The sequence below is a fragment of the Brachybacterium paraconglomeratum genome, assembly GCF_039541415.1.
Taxonomy (GTDB): domain Bacteria; phylum Actinomycetota; class Actinomycetes; order Actinomycetales; family Dermabacteraceae; genus Brachybacterium; species Brachybacterium paraconglomeratum_A.
In genome coordinates this window covers 749125-765973 of sequence record NZ_BAABGE010000002.1, presented here as the reverse complement: position 1 = coordinate 765973, position 16849 = coordinate 749125, and the positions used below count along the sequence as shown (strand labels likewise).

12 protein-coding genes are annotated in these 16849 nt (G+C 70.4%); 7 read left to right on the top strand and 5 right to left on the bottom strand.

Annotated elements, in window-relative coordinates; genetic code table 11:
- The first annotated feature begins 219 nt into the window (after positions 1-219).
- From ABD893_RS03370 to ABD893_RS03360, 3 genes are all read left to right on the top strand, one after another.
- On the top strand, positions 220-1815 hold the full coding sequence (locus ABD893_RS03370) for a glycoside hydrolase family 30 protein (RefSeq protein ID WP_345076121.1): 1596 nt from the start codon (positions 220-222) through the stop codon (positions 1813-1815).
- A gap of 70 nt (positions 1816-1885) precedes the next feature.
- Positions 1886-2170 (top strand): hypothetical protein, encoded by a 285-nt coding sequence (locus ABD893_RS03365; protein WP_345076120.1) that lies wholly within the window; start codon positions 1886-1888, stop codon positions 2168-2170.
- A 36-nt stretch (positions 2171-2206) separates the two neighbouring features.
- On the top strand, positions 2207-3166 hold the full coding sequence (locus tag ABD893_RS03360; protein WP_345076119.1) for an ankyrin repeat domain-containing protein: 960 nt from the start codon (positions 2207-2209) through the stop codon (positions 3164-3166).
- Positions 3167-3266: 100 nt separating this feature from the next.
- Here ABD893_RS03360 and xylB read toward each other — a convergent pair whose 3' ends face one another.
- Together xylB and xylA are read right to left on the bottom strand one after the other, a co-directional pair.
- Positions 3267-4658: a xylulokinase gene (gene xylB / locus ABD893_RS03355; protein ID WP_345076118.1), complete on the bottom strand. Its 1392-nt coding sequence runs from the start codon at positions 4656-4658 to the stop codon at positions 3267-3269.
- A gap of 364 nt (positions 4659-5022) precedes the next feature.
- On the bottom strand, positions 5023-6216 hold the full coding sequence (xylA, locus tag ABD893_RS03350; RefSeq protein WP_345076116.1) for a xylose isomerase: 1194 nt from the start codon (positions 6214-6216) through the stop codon (positions 5023-5025).
- Positions 6217-6407: 191 nt separating this feature from the next.
- Here xylA and ABD893_RS03345 point away from each other — a divergent pair, with 191 nt between their 5' ends.
- Together ABD893_RS03345 and ABD893_RS03340 are read left to right on the top strand one after the other, a co-directional pair.
- On the top strand, positions 6408-7607 hold the full coding sequence (locus ABD893_RS03345; RefSeq protein ID WP_345076115.1) for an ROK family protein: 1200 nt from the start codon (positions 6408-6410) through the stop codon (positions 7605-7607).
- Between the two features lie 509 nt (positions 7608-8116).
- The gene (locus ABD893_RS03340; RefSeq protein WP_345076113.1) at positions 8117-9784 is read left to right on the top strand and encodes an ABC transporter substrate-binding protein; all 1668 of its coding nucleotides are present in this window, start codon (positions 8117-8119) and stop codon (positions 9782-9784) included.
- A gap of 156 nt (positions 9785-9940) precedes the next feature.
- On the opposite strand, the gene ABD893_RS03335 is transcribed toward ABD893_RS03340, so the two are convergent.
- The gene (locus ABD893_RS03335) at positions 9941-10987 is read right to left on the bottom strand and encodes a LacI family DNA-binding transcriptional regulator (protein WP_345076112.1); all 1047 of its coding nucleotides are present in this window, start codon (positions 10985-10987) and stop codon (positions 9941-9943) included.
- Positions 10988-11198: 211 nt separating this feature from the next.
- Here ABD893_RS03335 and ABD893_RS03330 point away from each other — a divergent pair, with 211 nt between their 5' ends.
- Together ABD893_RS03330 and ABD893_RS03325 are read left to right on the top strand one after the other, a co-directional pair.
- Positions 11199-12182 (top strand): acetylxylan esterase, encoded by a 984-nt coding sequence (locus ABD893_RS03330; protein WP_345076110.1) that lies wholly within the window; start codon positions 11199-11201, stop codon positions 12180-12182.
- Positions 12179-14383: an alpha-glucuronidase gene (locus tag ABD893_RS03325; protein WP_345076109.1), complete on the top strand. Its 2205-nt coding sequence runs from the start codon at positions 12179-12181 to the stop codon at positions 14381-14383. The genes ABD893_RS03330 and ABD893_RS03325 overlap by 4 nt, the downstream gene beginning before the upstream one ends.
- 18 nt (positions 14384-14401) lie before the next feature.
- On the opposite strand, the gene ABD893_RS03320 is transcribed toward ABD893_RS03325, so the two are convergent.
- Positions 14402-16090, bottom strand: a complete 1689-nt coding sequence (locus tag ABD893_RS03320; protein WP_345076108.1) for an immunoglobulin-like domain-containing protein — start codon at positions 16088-16090, stop codon at positions 14402-14404.
- Positions 16090-16842 (bottom strand): hypothetical protein, encoded by a 753-nt coding sequence (locus ABD893_RS03315; protein ID WP_345076107.1) that lies wholly within the window; start codon positions 16840-16842, stop codon positions 16090-16092. The genes ABD893_RS03320 and ABD893_RS03315 overlap by 1 nt, the downstream gene beginning before the upstream one ends.
- Positions 16843-16849: the final 7 nt, after the last annotated feature.

Here is a 16849-nt window from a genome sequence, read left to right as displayed (position 1 = left end):
CGGAATCTCGCGCGCGCGAGCAGGTCTTTGATCACACCCTTGACCTGGTGTTCTGTACAGACTCGGGGGCTGGCGGCCTGCCCGCCGAGCACGCTAGCGTCGGCGCCGTTCCATCCCGGCCACCCGCCAGAGAGCGTTCTCCTCCCTCCCGCGGCGCCGGATCGCACAGCACCGACCACCGCAGAGCAGCGGTGGCGATCGCTCCGGAAAGGGCACCCCATGACCACTCGTCATCCCCGTCGCACCCTCCTGGCCACCCTCGGTCTCGCCGCCGGGGCAGGTGTCCTCGCACCTGCCGCCGCGGGGGCCGACGGGCCGCCCGATCGATCAGATCCGCGGGGCCGCTCCGCCGGCGCCCCCTCTCGCGGTCCGGACCGGGCGCCGGGGCGGAGGGGCATGCTCGCGCAGCAGCACCGCGTGGACCGCACGGGCGGGGTGGTGGCGACCCACGGCGAGCGCGAGGTCGTCTGGGAGCAGGTCGCCACCACCGCCCAGACCAGCTCGGCAGTGATCGACGTGGACCCTGAGGATCCCGGCCATCCCCTCGAGGGCTTCGGCCCGGCGCTGACCCATTCCGCGGCCTGGCTGCTGCTGCGGATGCCGCGCCGCCGCCGCCTGGAACTGCTCCGGGGGATGTTCTCCCCCACCGGCCCTCTGCGCCTCACCGCCCTACGGATTCCGCTCGGGACCAGCGACTTCGCCCCTGACGCTGGAGCCTCGACCTACTACACCTTCGCCGACGAGCAGGGCCCGGCGGATGATCCGCTGGCGCATTTCGACATCAGCCGTGACGAGGAGACGATCCTGCCGGTGCTGCGGGATATCGTCGAGATCGCGGGGACCCTGAGCGTGGTCATCTCGCCGTGGTCCGCTCCCGCGTGGATGAAGACCAGCGGTTCACTCATCGGTGGCCATCTGCTCGACGATGGGGCGACCCGGCAGACCTGGGCGAACTACCTCGCCCGCTCCCTGAAGGCCTACGAGCAGGCCGTCCCTGGCCTCACCGTCAGCGCGGTCACGGTGCAGAACGAGCCGCTCCACGAGACAGCGCAGTACCCCTGCATGGGAATGACGGCGGAGGTGCAGGCCGAGGTGATCGGCCAGCTGCTCGGAGAGCTCGACCAGCGCGGCTCGTCGGCGGCGGTGCTGTCCTACGACCACAACTGGGACCGGGTGGACTACCCGATGGCGGTGCTCGACGAGCTCCGCGCCACCGGACTCGACGATCCCGGACGGGTGGGCGCGGCGTTCCATGCGTACGCCGGAACTGCCGACGCGGTGGACCCGCTGCACGAGGCGCATCCGGAGGCTCCGCTGTGGTTCACCGAGCAGAGCGGCACCCAGGATCCCGCGAAACCCTATGAGGGCGACTTCGCCGACGGGATCTGGTGGATGTCCAACCAGCTCTTCCTGCCTGCGCTGCGTCATCACCACCGCGGCGTGATCCTCTTCAACCTCGTGCTCGACCAGGACGGCGGACCGGGACCGGCGACCTTCACCAACGGCACCGGCCTGTTCCAGATCGAGGAATCCACCGGTGAGCTGATCCCGAATGCGGAGCTGTACGTGATGGCCCACCACAGCCGGTTCCTCCCTCCGGGCACCCCGACCGTCGCCTCCACCGCCCCGCTGGGCCTGCCGAACGTCGCGGCACGGCGGGCCGACGGCTCCCTCGTGGTGGTCCTGCACAACGACGCTCCGGCGCGGGCCGTCACGGTCCGTGCCGGCGACCGGGTGCTCACGGCCGAGCTACCGGGCTGGACACTCGCCACTTTCGTGCTGACCCAGCACCAGCGGGTGCGCGGCGGGCGGTGAACCCTCGACGGTGCGCGGCCAGGCGGTGAACGGGCGTGCGGCGAGCAGTGCCCGGCACTACTCTCACCCCATGGCAGAGCATCCCGCGACCGGCGGGCACCGGACACACCGCTCGGGCGGATATGCCCTGGCCTTCGGTCTGCTCGCCATCGCGTGCGCGCTGATCCCGGTGATCGGTGACCTGGTCGCCGTGCCCATCGCGGTCGTCGCGGTCGTCTGCGGCGTCGTCGGCGTCGGCCACTACGACGCCGGCCGGGCCCCGCGGATGCTCCCCGCACTCGCGGGTGCCATCCTGGGCGCCGTGGCGCTGCTGCTCGTAGTGGTGGGACTCATCGCGACGAGTCCGCTGGGCTGATCCTCGTCCGGGACGCCGGCGCTCTCGTTCTTCGCAGTGCCGGACGAGCTGGTGGTGTGGCTGGTCGAGCAGGGCGCCGACATCAACCAGCCCGACGCGTACGGCGAGACCCCTCTGCATCATCACGCGGGCTCCTGGCGCGGCAACCCGACGCTGATCCTGCAGCTCGGCGCCGACCTCCATGCCCGCGACGCCAGCGGACAGACGGCCCTGTTCGGGGCCATGATGCATCCCGGGCACGTGCGCACCCTCCTCGAGGCGGGCATCGACGTCAACGCCCTGGATCAGGAGGGCGAGACCGCCCTCGAAGCTCGCCTGCGGCGCACGAGCACCCACGAGATCACCGAGGTCACCGAGTCCGTGCAGCTGCTCCTCGCAACTGGGGCGCAGATCCCCGAGGGGATCGGCGAGGAGGTGCGCGCCCTCAGCGAGGACTTCGAGCGGATCCGCGAAGATTATGCCCCCGAGTCCGTCGAGGAGACGGGCGCCGCCGTCCAGGAGCTGTGCCGGCTCTTCGGGGTCGTGCCGGCCGCGGAGGTCGTGCGCCACGACGGCACCTCCCCCATCGACACCCGCGCGGACTCCCCCGTCGAGCAGTTCTCCGAGCTCTGGGATCTGCTGGTTCCCGGCATGGGACCGGCCGACACCGTGCAGGGCGAAGCCGTGCGCATCGTCGGCCGCGTGACCGCCGAGATCCATGGCACCGGCGGCGCGAACTGGGATACCGAGTTCGCGCGCATGATCACCGCGCTGCCCGCGCTGCTGAGTGCCCATACCGCCTCCGCAGCACAGTCCACCGCAGCAACGGCCACCACCGCAGACGCCTCCGGGACCTCGCCCGAGCTCGCGGCTGCCGAGCTGGCAGAGCTGGCCCGTGCGATGCGCAGCGGCGCGGCCGACGACATCGAGCTCGCGCGGCTACGAGACCTCGTCGTCGCCTGGGTGGCTCGGCACCCGGCACCGATCACCCTGCCGCCGCAGTCCTACCGCAGATAGCAGTCTCCTCGCAGGCAGCGGTCACCGCGGGTGCGCGTGGAGCAATGCTCAAGGAATGGTGCTCGAGGAAGGGTGCGCGACGAGGGGTGCCGCGAGTCCGTCAGCCCCAGCTCTCGGTGCGGTCCTTCAGCTCGCGGTACGCGCCCAGCACCTCAGGCGTGGGCTCGGCGCCGACGGTGCGGGACCCGCTGATCCTCCAGGTCGGCGCTTCGCCGGCGCCGGAGAGCGCCCAGGCGGCCTGGCGAGCCGCACCGAGGGCGACGTACTCCCCCTCGGGGGCGATCGTCACCTCGCGGCCGAAGATCGCAGGAGCCAGCTGCTGGACGGCCTGGCTGCGGGCAGCGCCGCCGATCAGGGTGATGCGGGCGGCGGCGGTGCCGGTGCGGTCCTCGAGCGCAGCGATCCCGTCGGCCAGCGAGCACAGCAGACCCTCGACATAGGCGCGGGCCACGTCCTCCCGGGTCGTCGCCGTGCTCATCCCGGTGAGGGTGGCGCGGGCGGTGGGACGGTTCGGGGTGCGCTCACCGTCGAAGTAGGGCAGCAGGGTCACCCCGTTCGCGCCGGGCACGGAGGCCAGCGCCAGGCGGGAGAGCTCCTCGTGCTCCACTCCGAGCAGCGCCCGGGCGGCCTCGAGGATGCGGGAGGCGTTGATGGTGGTGGTCATCGGCAGGAAGTTGCCGGTGGCGTCCGCGAAGCCGGTGACGGTGCCGCTCGCATCGCCGGGCCGGGTGGGGCTGACCATCGCGCAGACGCCGGAGGTGCCGATCGAGACGGAGACGTCGCCAGGGCCCTGCGAGAGGCCGAGCGCGGCACCCATGTTGTCGCCGGTGCCGGCGGCGATCACGGCGCCGCGGGCGGTGCGGGCCATGACCTCCTGGGGGGCGCCGGGCAGGCGGGGCAGCGCGAGTGCGGTGCCCAGCGCCCGCTCGGCCAGCTCGGGCGCCCAGGCCTCGGTGCGGGTGGAGTAGTAGCCGGTGCCGGAGGCGTCGCCGCGGTCGGTGAAGGGCGCGGCGCCCTGCTCGGCGAGGTGGAGGGAGACGTAGTCATGCGGGAGCAGCACGCTGGCGGCGCGCTTCGCGTTCTCCGGTTCGTGGTCCCGCACCCAGCGCAGCTTGGAGGCGGTGAAGGAGGCGACCATCAGGCTGCCGATCTCCTCGACAGAGGCCTCCGGCCCGCCCATCTCCTCGATCAGGGTCTGGGCCTCGGGCGCGGAGCGGGTGTCGTTCCACAGCAGCGCATCGCGCACCACCTCGCCCTGTGCGTCCAGGAGCACCATGCCGTGCTGCTGACCGCCGACGGAGACGGCGTCGGCGCGCTCCAGCAGCGGGCCGGCAGCCTCATCGACCGCGGCGAGCCAGGCGCGGGGGTCGACCTCGGTGCCGTCGGGATGGGTGGCGCGGCGCTGCTCGAGGATCTCACCGGACTCCGCATCGACGAGAAGGGCCTTGGTGGCCTGGGTGGAGGAGTCGATGCCGAGGACCAGGGGTGCCATCAGAGGGCCTTTCCGTCGTGAGTGCTGGAGCGGAGCGTGCTGGAGCAGATGAGTGCTGAACACATGGGTGCTGAACAGGAAGTGCAGCAGTGAAGGGGCGCTGGGGCGAGGATATGCCCCGCAGCGGAGCCGGGTGCCGCGTGCCGCGTGCCGGGGGTGCCGGGGAGCCGAGCCGCCGAGCGATCCGAACGCAAGGCGCGAGCCGGGCGCTGCGCGAGCCGCTCCCGACGATTGTGCGCTGAGGACCTATATCGGTGTCCCGTATAGGTCCTCAGCGCACATTCCCGCGGCGGTCACGCAACGATCACGCGATCACGCAGAACTCACGGGAGCTCGGGAGCTCGAGTGAGGCGGGCGAGTCGGATCAGGCGCGGAAGCCGATCAGGTGCTGCATGGCCAGCTGCTGCAGGCGCACGAAGCCGAAGTTCCGCTCGCCGGCCTTGTCCGCGTCGAAGTCCTCGAAGGTGGAGCGATCCGCGAGCAGGTCCGCGAGGGACTCGCCCTTGGCGAGGGTCGGCTCGGCGAGCTCCTCGACGCCGGAGTACTTCAGCGCCTCCTGGACCTCGGGGTCCTGACGGAACGCGAGTGCGCGCTCCTTGAGCATCAGGTACATCTCCATGTTCGCCGCAGCGGAGTCGTACTGACCCTGCTCGTGCTCGGTGCGCGAGGGCTTGAAGTCGAAGTGACGGGCACCCACGTAGGCGCCGGGCTTGGACGGGAAGCCGTTCTCGAGCAGATCCACGGTGAAGAAGGCGGAGATCAGGTCGCCGTGACCGAACACGAGGTCCTGGTCGTACATCGGGCCGTGCTGGCCGTTGAGGTCGATGTGGAAGAGCTTCTCGCTCCACAGCGCCTGAGCGAGCCCATGGGTGTAGTTCAGGGTCGCCATCTGCTCGTGGCCGGTCTCGGGGTTGATGCCCACGATGTCGCCGTGCTCGAGCTGCTCGATGAAGGCCAGGGCGTGGCCGACGGTGGGCAGGAAGATGTTGCCGCGGGGCTCGTTCGGCTTCGGCTCGAGGCCGATGCGCATGTCGTAGCCCTTGTCCTTGATGTAGCCGGCCACGGTGTCCAGGCCCTCGCGGTAGCGCTCGAGCGCTGCGAAGAGATCCTTGGAGCCGTCGTACTCCGAGCCCTCACGGCCGCCCCACATCACGAAGGTGGTCGCGCCGAGCTCGGCGGCGAGATCCACGTTCGCCAGGACCTTGCGCAGGCCGAAGCGGCGCACGTCGCGGTCGTTGGAGGTGAACGCGCCGTCCTTGAAGACGGGGTGGGCGAAGGTGTCGGTGGTGACCATCTCGATCACGAGGCCGGTCTCGTCGGTGACGGACTTCAGCTGATCGATGATCTTCTGACGCTCGGCGGGGGTCGCGTCGAAGGGGACCACGTCGTTGTCGTGGAAGGTGAAGCCCCAGGCGCCGAGCTCGGAGAGCTTGCGGATGTGGGCGCTCAGCTCGAGCGGCGGGCGGGTGGCGGAACCGAACTGGTCGCGCGCCTCCCAGCCGGTGGTCCACAGACCGAAGGAGAACTTGTCGTCGCGAGTGGGGGTGGGGGCTGCCATGGTGAGGCTCCTTCGTCGTTGCTCTTGGCGTGCTCTCGGCGTGCTCTCATCGCAACACCGCTGTTAGTAAGTTACCGTAACTAACGCCGCCGTGCCAAGCTATCCCCAGATATTCGGGTTCAGCGTGCCGCATCGCCTGCATCGGAGCCGGCGATTCAGCGAACCCAGCGAACCCTCGGAAGGGGCCACAGGTGCAGTCCACTCATCTGCGTGAGCACAACCTGTCCATCATCTTGGGCGCGCTGGCCACCGCCGCCTCAACAGCTTCCCCCCTCTCCCGTGCCGGGCTCGCCAAGCGCACTCGGCTCACCAAGCCGACCGTCTCCAAGCTGGTCGAAGAGCTGGTGGGCGCTGGCCTGGCCGAAGAAGGGACGCCGATCTCCGCCGGTGCCGGGCGACCGATGGTGCCGTTGACCCCCGCCCGCGGCACCCTGCTGGCGATCGGGCTCGAGATCGCCGCCGACCATGTCGCCTGCCTCGGCATCGACCTGGCCGGCGAGGTGCTGAGCCATCGCATCGAGTACCGGAAGGTCACCGCGACCTCCGCCGAGGAATCAATCGACCTCGCCGCCGAGCTGGTGGGCAAAGTGCGCGCCGACGCCGGCAACCTGCCGGTGGTCGAGGTGGTCGTCGCCGTGCCCGGCCGCATCGCCCCGGACGATGGCCGGGTGCTCTCGGCCCCGAACCTGGACTGGACCGAGGTGCCGCTCGTGGCTCGGCTGCTCGCCCATCCGCAGCTCGCAGGCCTGTCGGTGCGCGCCCAGAACGACAACCGACTCTCGGTCCTCACCGAGATCGACCATCGCCCCGGCGAATCCTTCATCTACCTGCGAGGATCGACCGGCATCGGCGGCGCGGTGGTGCTCGACGGCGCACTGATGACCGGCGTGCACGGCTGGGCCGGGGAGTTCGGGCACACAGTCATCGAGCCGGGCGGCGCCACCTGTCGCTGTGGACGCCAGGGCTGCTTGGAGGCCTACGTCTCCTATCACGCGCTGCGGGAACGGGCGGGCCTCAGCGACGACATCCTCATCGACGACCTGGTCGATGCGCTCGCCCTCACCCGGGACCGCACCGAGGTGATCGGCATGATCGGGCGCTCGCTGGGCCTGGCGATCGCGAACGCCCTGAACGTGCTGGACCTGACCACTGTGGTGCTCTCGGGATACCTGGCGCCGATCGCCGACGAGCTCGAGCCGGTGATCCGCGAGACCGTGGAGCGGCACGCCCTGGCGGTCGAGGCCGGCCCGGTGCTGATCGCGCGCTCGGACGGCCAGGTCGACCCGGCCCTGCATGGCGCAGCACGCGCGGCCCTGCAGCCGGTGTTCAACGCCCCCGGGGCGTGGATCGCGCGGGCGCATCACGTCCGCGCGCCTCACGTCACGGCCTGAGTCGCAGCCACTGCCGCAGCCGCGATGGGGCGGCCGACGGGCCCGGTGCCACCCGCCCTGCCGGGCAGAGCGAAACTCCGCGATCCCGCCGCACGTGCCGGCGGCACGCCAGAGCGCCGTTTGATGACCTCACCACCAGAAGCATTGCATTCCGGTCCGCGCAACTTTTCGATGACTTTTCAGGATCGAAGCATCGACCCCTCGACGGCGCGATGACCACCGTGACCTGGGAAAGCACTCAAGAGCGCACAAAGTTTCACGTTTTCTGCAATGCCCTTGACCGCCCGTCGGCCGCTCCCTACTCTGGTGACGAACAACCCGTGGGGTATAAGTTTTCGAGAAACTTTTCATTCCATGGGAAGGGACGAATCGCGGCAGGGACGCTGCGACCAGTCCCTTCCCGACGGGCTGCGCCGCCGCCAGCTCACAGCTGAACCTGCGGCAACGGATGCTCGGCCGCGCACGATGCTCCACGAATCCGCTCTCTCATCTCGCCCCAGGAGTTCCCGATGATCACCCCCCGCTCACCGCTCACCAGCCGCCGCACCTTCGTGGGCCTGACCGCCGCGACCCTCGGCGCGCTCACCCTCGCCTCCTGCGGAGGCTCCGAAGAGGCTGAGGTCGACGCCGCCTCCCAGAACGTCGGCGCGATGGAGACCTTCGAAGCCGATCAGCAGTTCAAGGCCACCGAGCCGATCACCGTCTCGATCCTGTGGACGGACTGGCCCGAGCAGCCCGTCAAGGAGACCTGGCAGGTCTTCGACCGCATCAAGGAGCTGACCAATGTGCAGCTCGAGCTCACCCATGTCCCCTTCAGCGACTCCGTGGAGAAGCGCAGCCTGCTGATCAGCGCGGGTGATGCGCCCACGATCATCCCCCTGATCTACCGCGGCGACGAGACCCCCTTCGTCTCCTCCGGCGCGATCCTGCCGATGAGCGACTTCGTGGAGCACATGCCCAACTTCCGCAAGTACGTGGAGGAGTGGGACCAGGCCGAGATGGTCGAGAACCTCAAGCAGGCCGACGGGAAGTACTACATGCTGCCGGGCCTGCAGGAGGTCTGGGTGCCCTCGTTCTCCCTGATCATCCGCAAGGACGTCTGGGAGGAGATCGGGATCGGGATCCCCGCGACCTGGGACGAGGTCCATGAGGGACTGCAGGCCATCAAGGAGAAGTACCCCGACTCGCTGCCGCTGGCCGACGGCTTCGAGGGCCAGTCCCTGATCAACTACGGAGGCTACTCCTTCGGCACCCGGGCCGGCTGGGGCTTCGGGGACGGGACGATCGGCGGGCAGGACGGCGAGCCGCTGCGCTACGCGGCGACCACCGAGGAGTACAAGGCGATGGTCGAGTACTACCGCACCCTGGTCGCCGAGGGCCTGCTGGACCCCGAGACCCTGACCGCCGCGAACGACGGCAGCGGTGCCGGCGGGGTGGCGGAGAAGTTCGCCAAGGAGACCTGCTTCGCCGCCTCCGGCTCCTCAGGCACGGCCATCGAATTCGCACAGGCCCTGGACGAGACGGTCGGGAAGGGCAACTACGACCTCCAGCTCATCCCGCCGCCCGCCGGGCCGGGTGGGAACATCATGGGGCCGCGCAACTTCTGGCATGGCTTCATGCTCAACTCCGAGATCGCGGAGTCCGAGAACTTCCTCGCGATCCTCCAGTTCCTGGACTGGCTGTACTTCAACCCGGAGGCGCGCGAGATGCAGCGCTGGGGCATCGAGGGCGAGACGTACACCAAGTCCGAGGACGGCACGATCGAGCTGGCGGACGGCTACTCCCTGGACTCCTTCGACCTGAACGTCGGCGCGGGCACCGACCTGCTCAAGGACCTGGGCTTCTCCACCTTCATGGCCGAGGCCACCGAGTCGCGGGCGCTGAAGGAGTCCTACAACTCCGCGGCGTTCACCGAGTACATCGACGGGGTGCTCGAGAACCTCGAATCGATGCCGCCGTGGGCTCCGGCACCGCTCGAGGAGGCGGAGCTCGAGCAGGCTTCCCTGATGGCGACGCCGTTGAAGGACGCCGTGGACACCGCCACCCTGCAGTTCATGCTCGGTGACCGTGACATGGGGGAATGGGACGCCTTCGCCGCGGAGCTCGAGGCCTCCGGGCTGCAGAACTACATGGACCTGATCAACGGCGCCAGGGAACGGTTCCTCGAAAGCTCCTGAGCAGGCACCGGCATCAGGGCCGGCGCGCTCCGGAGGTCAGGAACCCTGCTCCCCCTCCGGAGCCGTCGGCTCCCGCGCAGTCTTCGGCACCCACGCAGTCGTCGGATCCCGCGGAATCGTGGACTCCCACTGGGCCGTGGTCTCCCGCTGGGCCGTCTACTCGCGGGGAGTCTTCGGCTCCCGGGGGGCCGTGGACTCCCGCTGGATCAGCATGGTCTCGAGCTTGAACGGATGGGCGAAGAGACCCGGGTCCGAGGACAGCGCCAGCAGGCGCTCGATCGCGACCTGGCCCATCGAGAACAGCGGCTGGCGCACCGCGGTGAGCTGCGGGTGCGTCCACTGCGCGATCATCGTGTCGTCGAAGCTGATCACGCTGAGCTGTTCGGGTACCTCCACCCCGAGCTGGCGCGCGGCGCGCAGGGCTCCGACGGCGAGGGTGTCTGCGACGGCGAAGATCGCGGTGGGCGGCTCGGGCAGCTGCAGCAGGCGCTCGGCGCCGCGTTGGCCATCCTCGTAGGAGAAGTTCCCGTGCGCGATGAGGTCCCGCTCCCACTGCACTCCGGCGGCGCCGAGAGCGGAGTGGTAGCCCTGGAGCCGCTGGCGCGCGGGGATCGAATCCTCCGGGCCGGCGAGCACGCCGATCCGTCGATGGCCCTGGTCCACCAGGTGCTGGACCGCAGTGGTGCCGCCTTCCCAGTTGGTGGCCGAGATGGTGACGATGCCCTTGACGTCGGGGTCGATGGAGACGGGGTCGATCGCGATCAGAGGGAGCGAGAGATCCCGGCTCCAGCGCGCGTGCCGAGCGCCGATCGGGGTGGTCACCAGCACCACTCCCTCGACGCCGCGGGAGGCGACCTCAGCCATCCAGGCTCGCGAGAGGCCGGCGGAGGTCTGGTCGCCGCTGACGACGATCAGGTCCACGTCGGCGCGGTGCGCCGCCTGCTCCGCCCCTTCCAGCACCTGGAGCGAATACGGGCTGGTGAGCGTGTCGAAGTGGATCAGCGCCGAGCGGCGCTTGTCTCCTTCGCGGCGTTTGGGCTGGTAGCCCAGCTCCCGGGCGGCCTCGGCCACGATCTCGCGAGTGCGGTCACGCACGTCGGCGCGACCGTTCATCACCTTCGAGGCGGTCGCGAGCGACACCCCGGCCTTCTCCGCGACCTCTTTCAAGGTGACCCGACCGGTTCGCGTCTCGCTCTGTGCCATGACTTCACCTCTCCCGTGCCCGGGGTGCTCCGCCGTTGGAGCACCGAGTCGCACCTTAACCCGCGCGAACGAACCTTGACCGGTCAGCACGCGAACTCTAACCTGGTCCCACCTTAACTTTCAGTTCATTATTTCGCCAGTTTTCGCTGGTTTCGCCACGCGGGAAGCGGTCGTCGATGACCACCCCGCGCACTCCTTGGAGGCATCCCCCATGGCCCTGTTCGACATGCCCCTTGAGGCCCTGCGGGAGTATCGCCCCACGCTCGAGGAACCCGTGGATCTCGAGGACTTCTGGGACCAGACCCTGGGCCGGGCCCGCGCGGCCTCCGCCCCGATCCTCGCGCAGGAGCGAGTCGAGAACGGACTCACCCTCGTCGACACCTGGGACGTCACCCTCGCGGGGCACGACGGCACCCCGGTGCGAGCCTGGTACAACCGGCCAGCCGGGGTCGATGCGGGTCTGCCGGTGATCGTCGAGTACCTGGGGTACGGGGGTGGCCGCGGCGAGCCACTCGAGCGCCTGGCCTGGGCCGCTGCCGGCTACGGGCATCTGCTGATGGACTCGCGCGGACAGGGCTCGGGTTGGGGCGCCGGCGGTCACACCGCCGACCCGGCCGGCTCGGGACCCGCCGCCGCCGGGGTCATGACCCGCGGCATCGACTCCCCGCACACCTCGTATCTGACCCGTCTGCTGACCGACGCCGCCCGCGCCGTCGATGCCGCTCGCGTCCTGACCGGCGCGGACGGCAGGGTGGTCGTCACCGGCAACAGCCAGGGCGGCGGGCTCGCGCTCGGTGCCGCCGGGCTGGTCCCCGACGTCGACGCGCTGATGACCAACGTCCCCTTCCTCACCCACATGCGCCGCGCGACCGAGATCACCGATGCCGACCCGTATCAGGAGATCGTGCGCTACCTGGCGGTCCATCGAGGGCTCGAGGAGCAGACCTTCCGGACCCTGGCCTACGTCGATGCCCTGCATCTGGGCCGCCGCGCGACCGCGCCGGCGATGTTCTCGGTGGCGCTGCGCGACGTCATCTGCCCGCCCTCCACCGTATTCGCCGCCTACAACCTCTACGGAAGCGCGACGGGGACCGATCCGGAGCGCGAGATCGTCGTCTACCCCTTCAACAACCACGAGGGCGGCGGTCCCGCTCAGCAGCGCCGCCAGCTCGACTGGCTGCGTGAGAATCTGTGAGCCCCGCACCCGCCGAGCGAGCTGACCACGCTGGCCCCGCTGAGTCCGCTGGCCCCCCTGAGTCCGCCGAGGCCGTTGAGTCCGCTGAGTCCGCTGGCCCCGCTGAGCCCGCCGACCACGCTGGCATTGAGGAACCCGCTGATCTCGCGTGGCTCGGCGCGCACGCGGCGGCGCGTCTGCCCCGCGAGGTGCAGCTGCATGCCGGCGGGCCCCTGGCGGGGACCGTCGGCGCCGAGGTGGAACGGCTGCGCGACCTGGCAGAGGGCACGGCCGGCACCCTGCGCCTGTACGACCTGCCCGCCGCCCGTGACGCCGGCATAGAGGCGGCGGTGCTCGAGGAGCTCGCCGCGGCCGGCCCCGAGGCCTATGCGCTGCGGGTCGAGGGCGAGCACCTCTGCGTGATCGCCGGCGGGGATCGCGGTCTGCTGCATGGGTTCTACGCGGTGGTGCTGGGGCAGGCCACCGCAGTGGTCCACACCACCGACGCAGCCGACGCGACCGACAGCACAGACAGCACAACCGGCACCGGCAGCACAGCCGGCTGGACCCTGCGCGCTCCCGCGCAGGCGATCCGGATGCTCGACCACTGGGACAACATGACCGTGCATTCCGTGATGGGGCAGGTGGAGCGCGGGTACGCCGGCGGCTCGTTGTTCTACGAGGACGGCGAGCTGCGTGAGGACCTCACCCGGGTGGAGCAGTATGCGAGGCTGCTGGCCTCGATCGGCATCAACCGGGTCTCGCTGAACAATGTGAACGTCCACGCCCGCGAGGCCACGCTCCTAACGTCTCGGCTGAACCAGGTCGCGCGGCTCGCGGAGGTCTTCCGGGGCCAGGGCATCTCGGTCCACCTCGCCGTCTCCTTCGCCTCGCCGATCCTGCTGGGAGGCCTGACAACCTCCGATCCGCTGGACGCCGAGGTCCAGGACTGGTGGGCGGCGACCGCCGAGGCGGTCTATGCCGCGATCCCCGACTTCGGCGGCTTCGTGGTCAAGGCGGATTCCGAGGGACAGCCCGGCCCCTTCGCCTATGGCCGCGATCATGCCGACGGGGCGAACCTGCTGGCCCGCGCCCTCGCACCCCACGGCGGTGAGGTGTTTTGGAGGGCGTTCGTCTACGACCACCACCAGGACTGGCGCGACCGCAGCACGGACCGTGCCCGCGCCGCCCACGATCACTTCGCCCCGCTGGACGGCACCTTCGACGACAACGTCATCGTGCAGGTCAAGCACGGCCCGCTGGACTTCCAGGTCCGGGAGGCCGTCTCCCCCGTGATCGGGGCGATGCCCCGCACCCGGCTCGCGGTCGAACTGCAGATCACCCAGGAGTACACCGGGCAGCAGAAGCACCTCTGCTATCTCGCCCCCTGGTGGAGCGAGAACCTGCGCTTCCCCTTCGGGAACTCCGACCCCGCTGCCGCGGAGGCCAGCGCTCCGACCGTCGCGCAGATCGTCGCCGGCACGGCCGAGCGTCCGGGCGGTGTGGTCGCGGTCTCCAACGTCGGCGCCGACGCGTTCTGGACCGGGCATCCGCTCGCCCAGGCCAACCTCTTCGCTCTGGGCCGGCTGGCCTGGGACCCCGACCTCTCCCCGCAGCAGATCCTCGAGGAATGGATCGGAGCGACGTTCGGCGCCGATCCGCTGGTCGCCGAGGTGCTGGAGGATCTGCTGGGCGAGTCCTGGCAGCTGTACGAGAGCTACACCGCCCCGCTGGGGGTGGGATTCATGGTGCGTCCCGGTCATCACTACGGCCCCGACGTGGACGGCTACGAGTACACCCCGTGGGGCACCTACCACTTCGCCGATCGTGACGGCCTCGGGGTGGACCGCACTGTCGCCACCGGCACGGGCTTCGCCGGACTGTTCCCCGAGCCCTGGGCCTCGCTGTACGAGTCACCGCAGACGTGCCCTGACGAGCTGCTGCTGTTCTTCCACCATGTGCCGTACACGCATCGCCTGCACAGCGGGAAGACCGTCATCCAGCACATCTACGACTCCCGGGCCGACGGCTACGAGCGGGTGCTCCAACTGCGTCCGCGCTGGCAGGAGCTCGAGGGCAGGGTGCCCACTGCGCTGCATGAGCGGGTCACGGCGCTGCTGCGCGAGCAGGAGCGCTCCGCCGAGGAGTGGCGCGATCAGCTGCGCACCTACTTCTTCCGCGCCTCGGGGATCCCCGACGAGAGCGGGCGGCCGATCCACTGACCTGGCCTGCTGCGCGGGTCAGGACCCGTCGACGACGACCGTGAAGCTCACGGCGGCCGCGAGGCCGGCGGCGAGCGGGCCCCGGCCGTCGTCGGCCTGGACCTGGATGTCCTGCGGTCCACGGCGCTGCGGGTCGAAGCCGGTCACGACATAGCCGCCGTGACCGGGCAGCAGCTCCTCCCCCAGCAGGCCATCGTCGAAATCGGCGCTCACCCGCAGCCCGGCCAGGTCGAGGTCCTCCCCGCACCGGTAGCGCGTCCTGCGCGGGGGCCGGTCGATGTGGAGGCGCAGCAGGTGGGCGCCGCGCAGTGCGGCGTGCTCGAGCACCGTGATGCCGATGACGCCTCCGTGGCGGATCACCCCGCGCGCCAGATGGTATTCCGGGGTCTGCCACGGCAAGGGCGTCCACTCCCCGGAGTCCAGGGACGGCGCCCAGTAGGGGCTGAGCTGCTGCTCCCAGGGCTCTCCGGCCGGTGAATGCTCCCACTGCTGATCCGCCCAGAGGTACACGCCGCCTCGCGGGTCCCCAGGATTCGCGCGGACGACCATCGGCGCCTCCGCATATCGCGTCCCCGCGGCCCGGCGGGTGATCGCCGGCGCGACGAGCTCCCAGTCCTCCGGTGGGGCGAGCACCTGCGCGGCCCGCTCCTGGTAGATGTCGTCCCCGCCGTCGGCCGACGAATACGGTCGCACCGCGTCGCCGGTGGAGACCCGATCGCACACGAAGCGGTGATAGCCCGCCCCGTCATCGCCTCGCACGGTCACGGCGTCGAGGGTGCCATGGCCGGGGCGACCGCTCAGCACCCGGGCAGGCGAGAAAGTGACGAAGTCACGGGTCAGCGCGTACATCGTCACGTTGCGGGTCAGCGGGAACCGACCCCCGGTCCGGTCCTCCCGGAAGGAGGTCCCCGGCGGGTAGAGCGACGACGTCCAGGTCACGACGTAGGACCCGAGCTCGGGCGCCCAGATCGCCTCGGGGGCGAACGCCATCCCCGCTTCGGGCGGTGCGACCAGCACATGCCGCTGAGCCGACCAGGTGCGCAGATCTGATGACTCCCACACCTCGAGGTGGCGGCTCGCTCCGCTCTGCGCCCAGTCCCACCCCCGCCACCCGTGCTCGGGAGCGTCGACGTTGAGATCGGTCGCCACCAGGAAGAAACGGTCACCTTCCGGCGAACGCACGATCGACGGGTCTCGGACAGCGTGCATCCCGGCAGTGGATCTCAGCACGGCGCGCCCGCCGTTGACCGCCCGCCACGCCGTCGGGTCATCACCCTCGCTCACTGCGAAGTACAGCTGCTGGCCGTCGTGGCTGTTCGAGCGGGCGAAGTTCACCATGGCGTAGCGCGAGGTCTCCGCCAGCTCGATCGCGGGCAGGACGGTGACCAGGAACTCCCGCTGCGCAGATCCTTGCGGCAGGCGGAGGGTGGCGAGGAGGGAAACCTGCACCGGGCCCGCACCCGGGGGTGGCCGGCGGACGACTCCCGGGGCCCTCCCGTCCTGCTCATGATCGCTGACGACGTCCGGCGCCGACGAGGACCAGCTCAGCGAGGCCTGCGGAGCTCCCGGGAGAGCATCGGGCAGGCAGAGGTGTCCGCGCACCCCCTCAGCTCCGGGGACACAGAGCTGTTCCAGGAGCTGCTCCGGGAGCACCTCTGGGCTCACCGCAGCAGTCACCACCCCGGATGCGCCTGGTGGACGGGGCATCAGTCCGTCGCCGCCCGCTGTTCGAGGGTGGTCAGCAGCGGCGCCGCAGACCTGTCGAGCAGGACCACCAAGGGGGCGGCCACGAAGAGCAGCACCCATTCACCGATGACGGTCACCACCAGCACGCAGGCCACGGCGACCAGCAGGATCCCGAGGACGCCCCGTCCCGAGACGCCGACGGCGCCGAGGGCATACCGCCACAGCGCAGCGCCGCCCGCAGTGAACCTCGCGGCGATGACGCTGCCGATCAGCGCGACCGCGGCGAGGGCACCGAGCAGGACCAGACCGGGCAGATCCGGTCCCGTGAGTCCCTGCAGGGCACCGGCCGCCAGCACCAGGGCCGCCACCACGCCGACCGGGATCCACAGCGCCGCGGCCTGCCGCAGCGAGTGGCGGATCCCCCGTGCGAGCCGCCGCAGCGGTCGGATGTCGGTGGTGAGGTCCTGGCCATGGACGGCATGGACCGTCCCGATCAGCAGCATCCCGAGCACCCAGGTCAACACCGGAATGCCGCAGATGCCCACCAGGGTGCCCTGGGTGAGCACGAGAGCGGCGAGGGGCAGCGCACCAGCCACCGCGAGTCCCGCTCCGAGTGCGAAGAGGTTGTAGATGACGAAGGTGCCGCGCCAGATCCCCCGCTCATGGTGATCTCGGCTCGCCGTCGTCGTCTCCACCCGGCCCGACGTTCCCACCCGGCCCGTCGGTCCCACCCGGCCCGACGTTCTCACCTGGCCCGATTCCACGGTGCTCATGGGCATC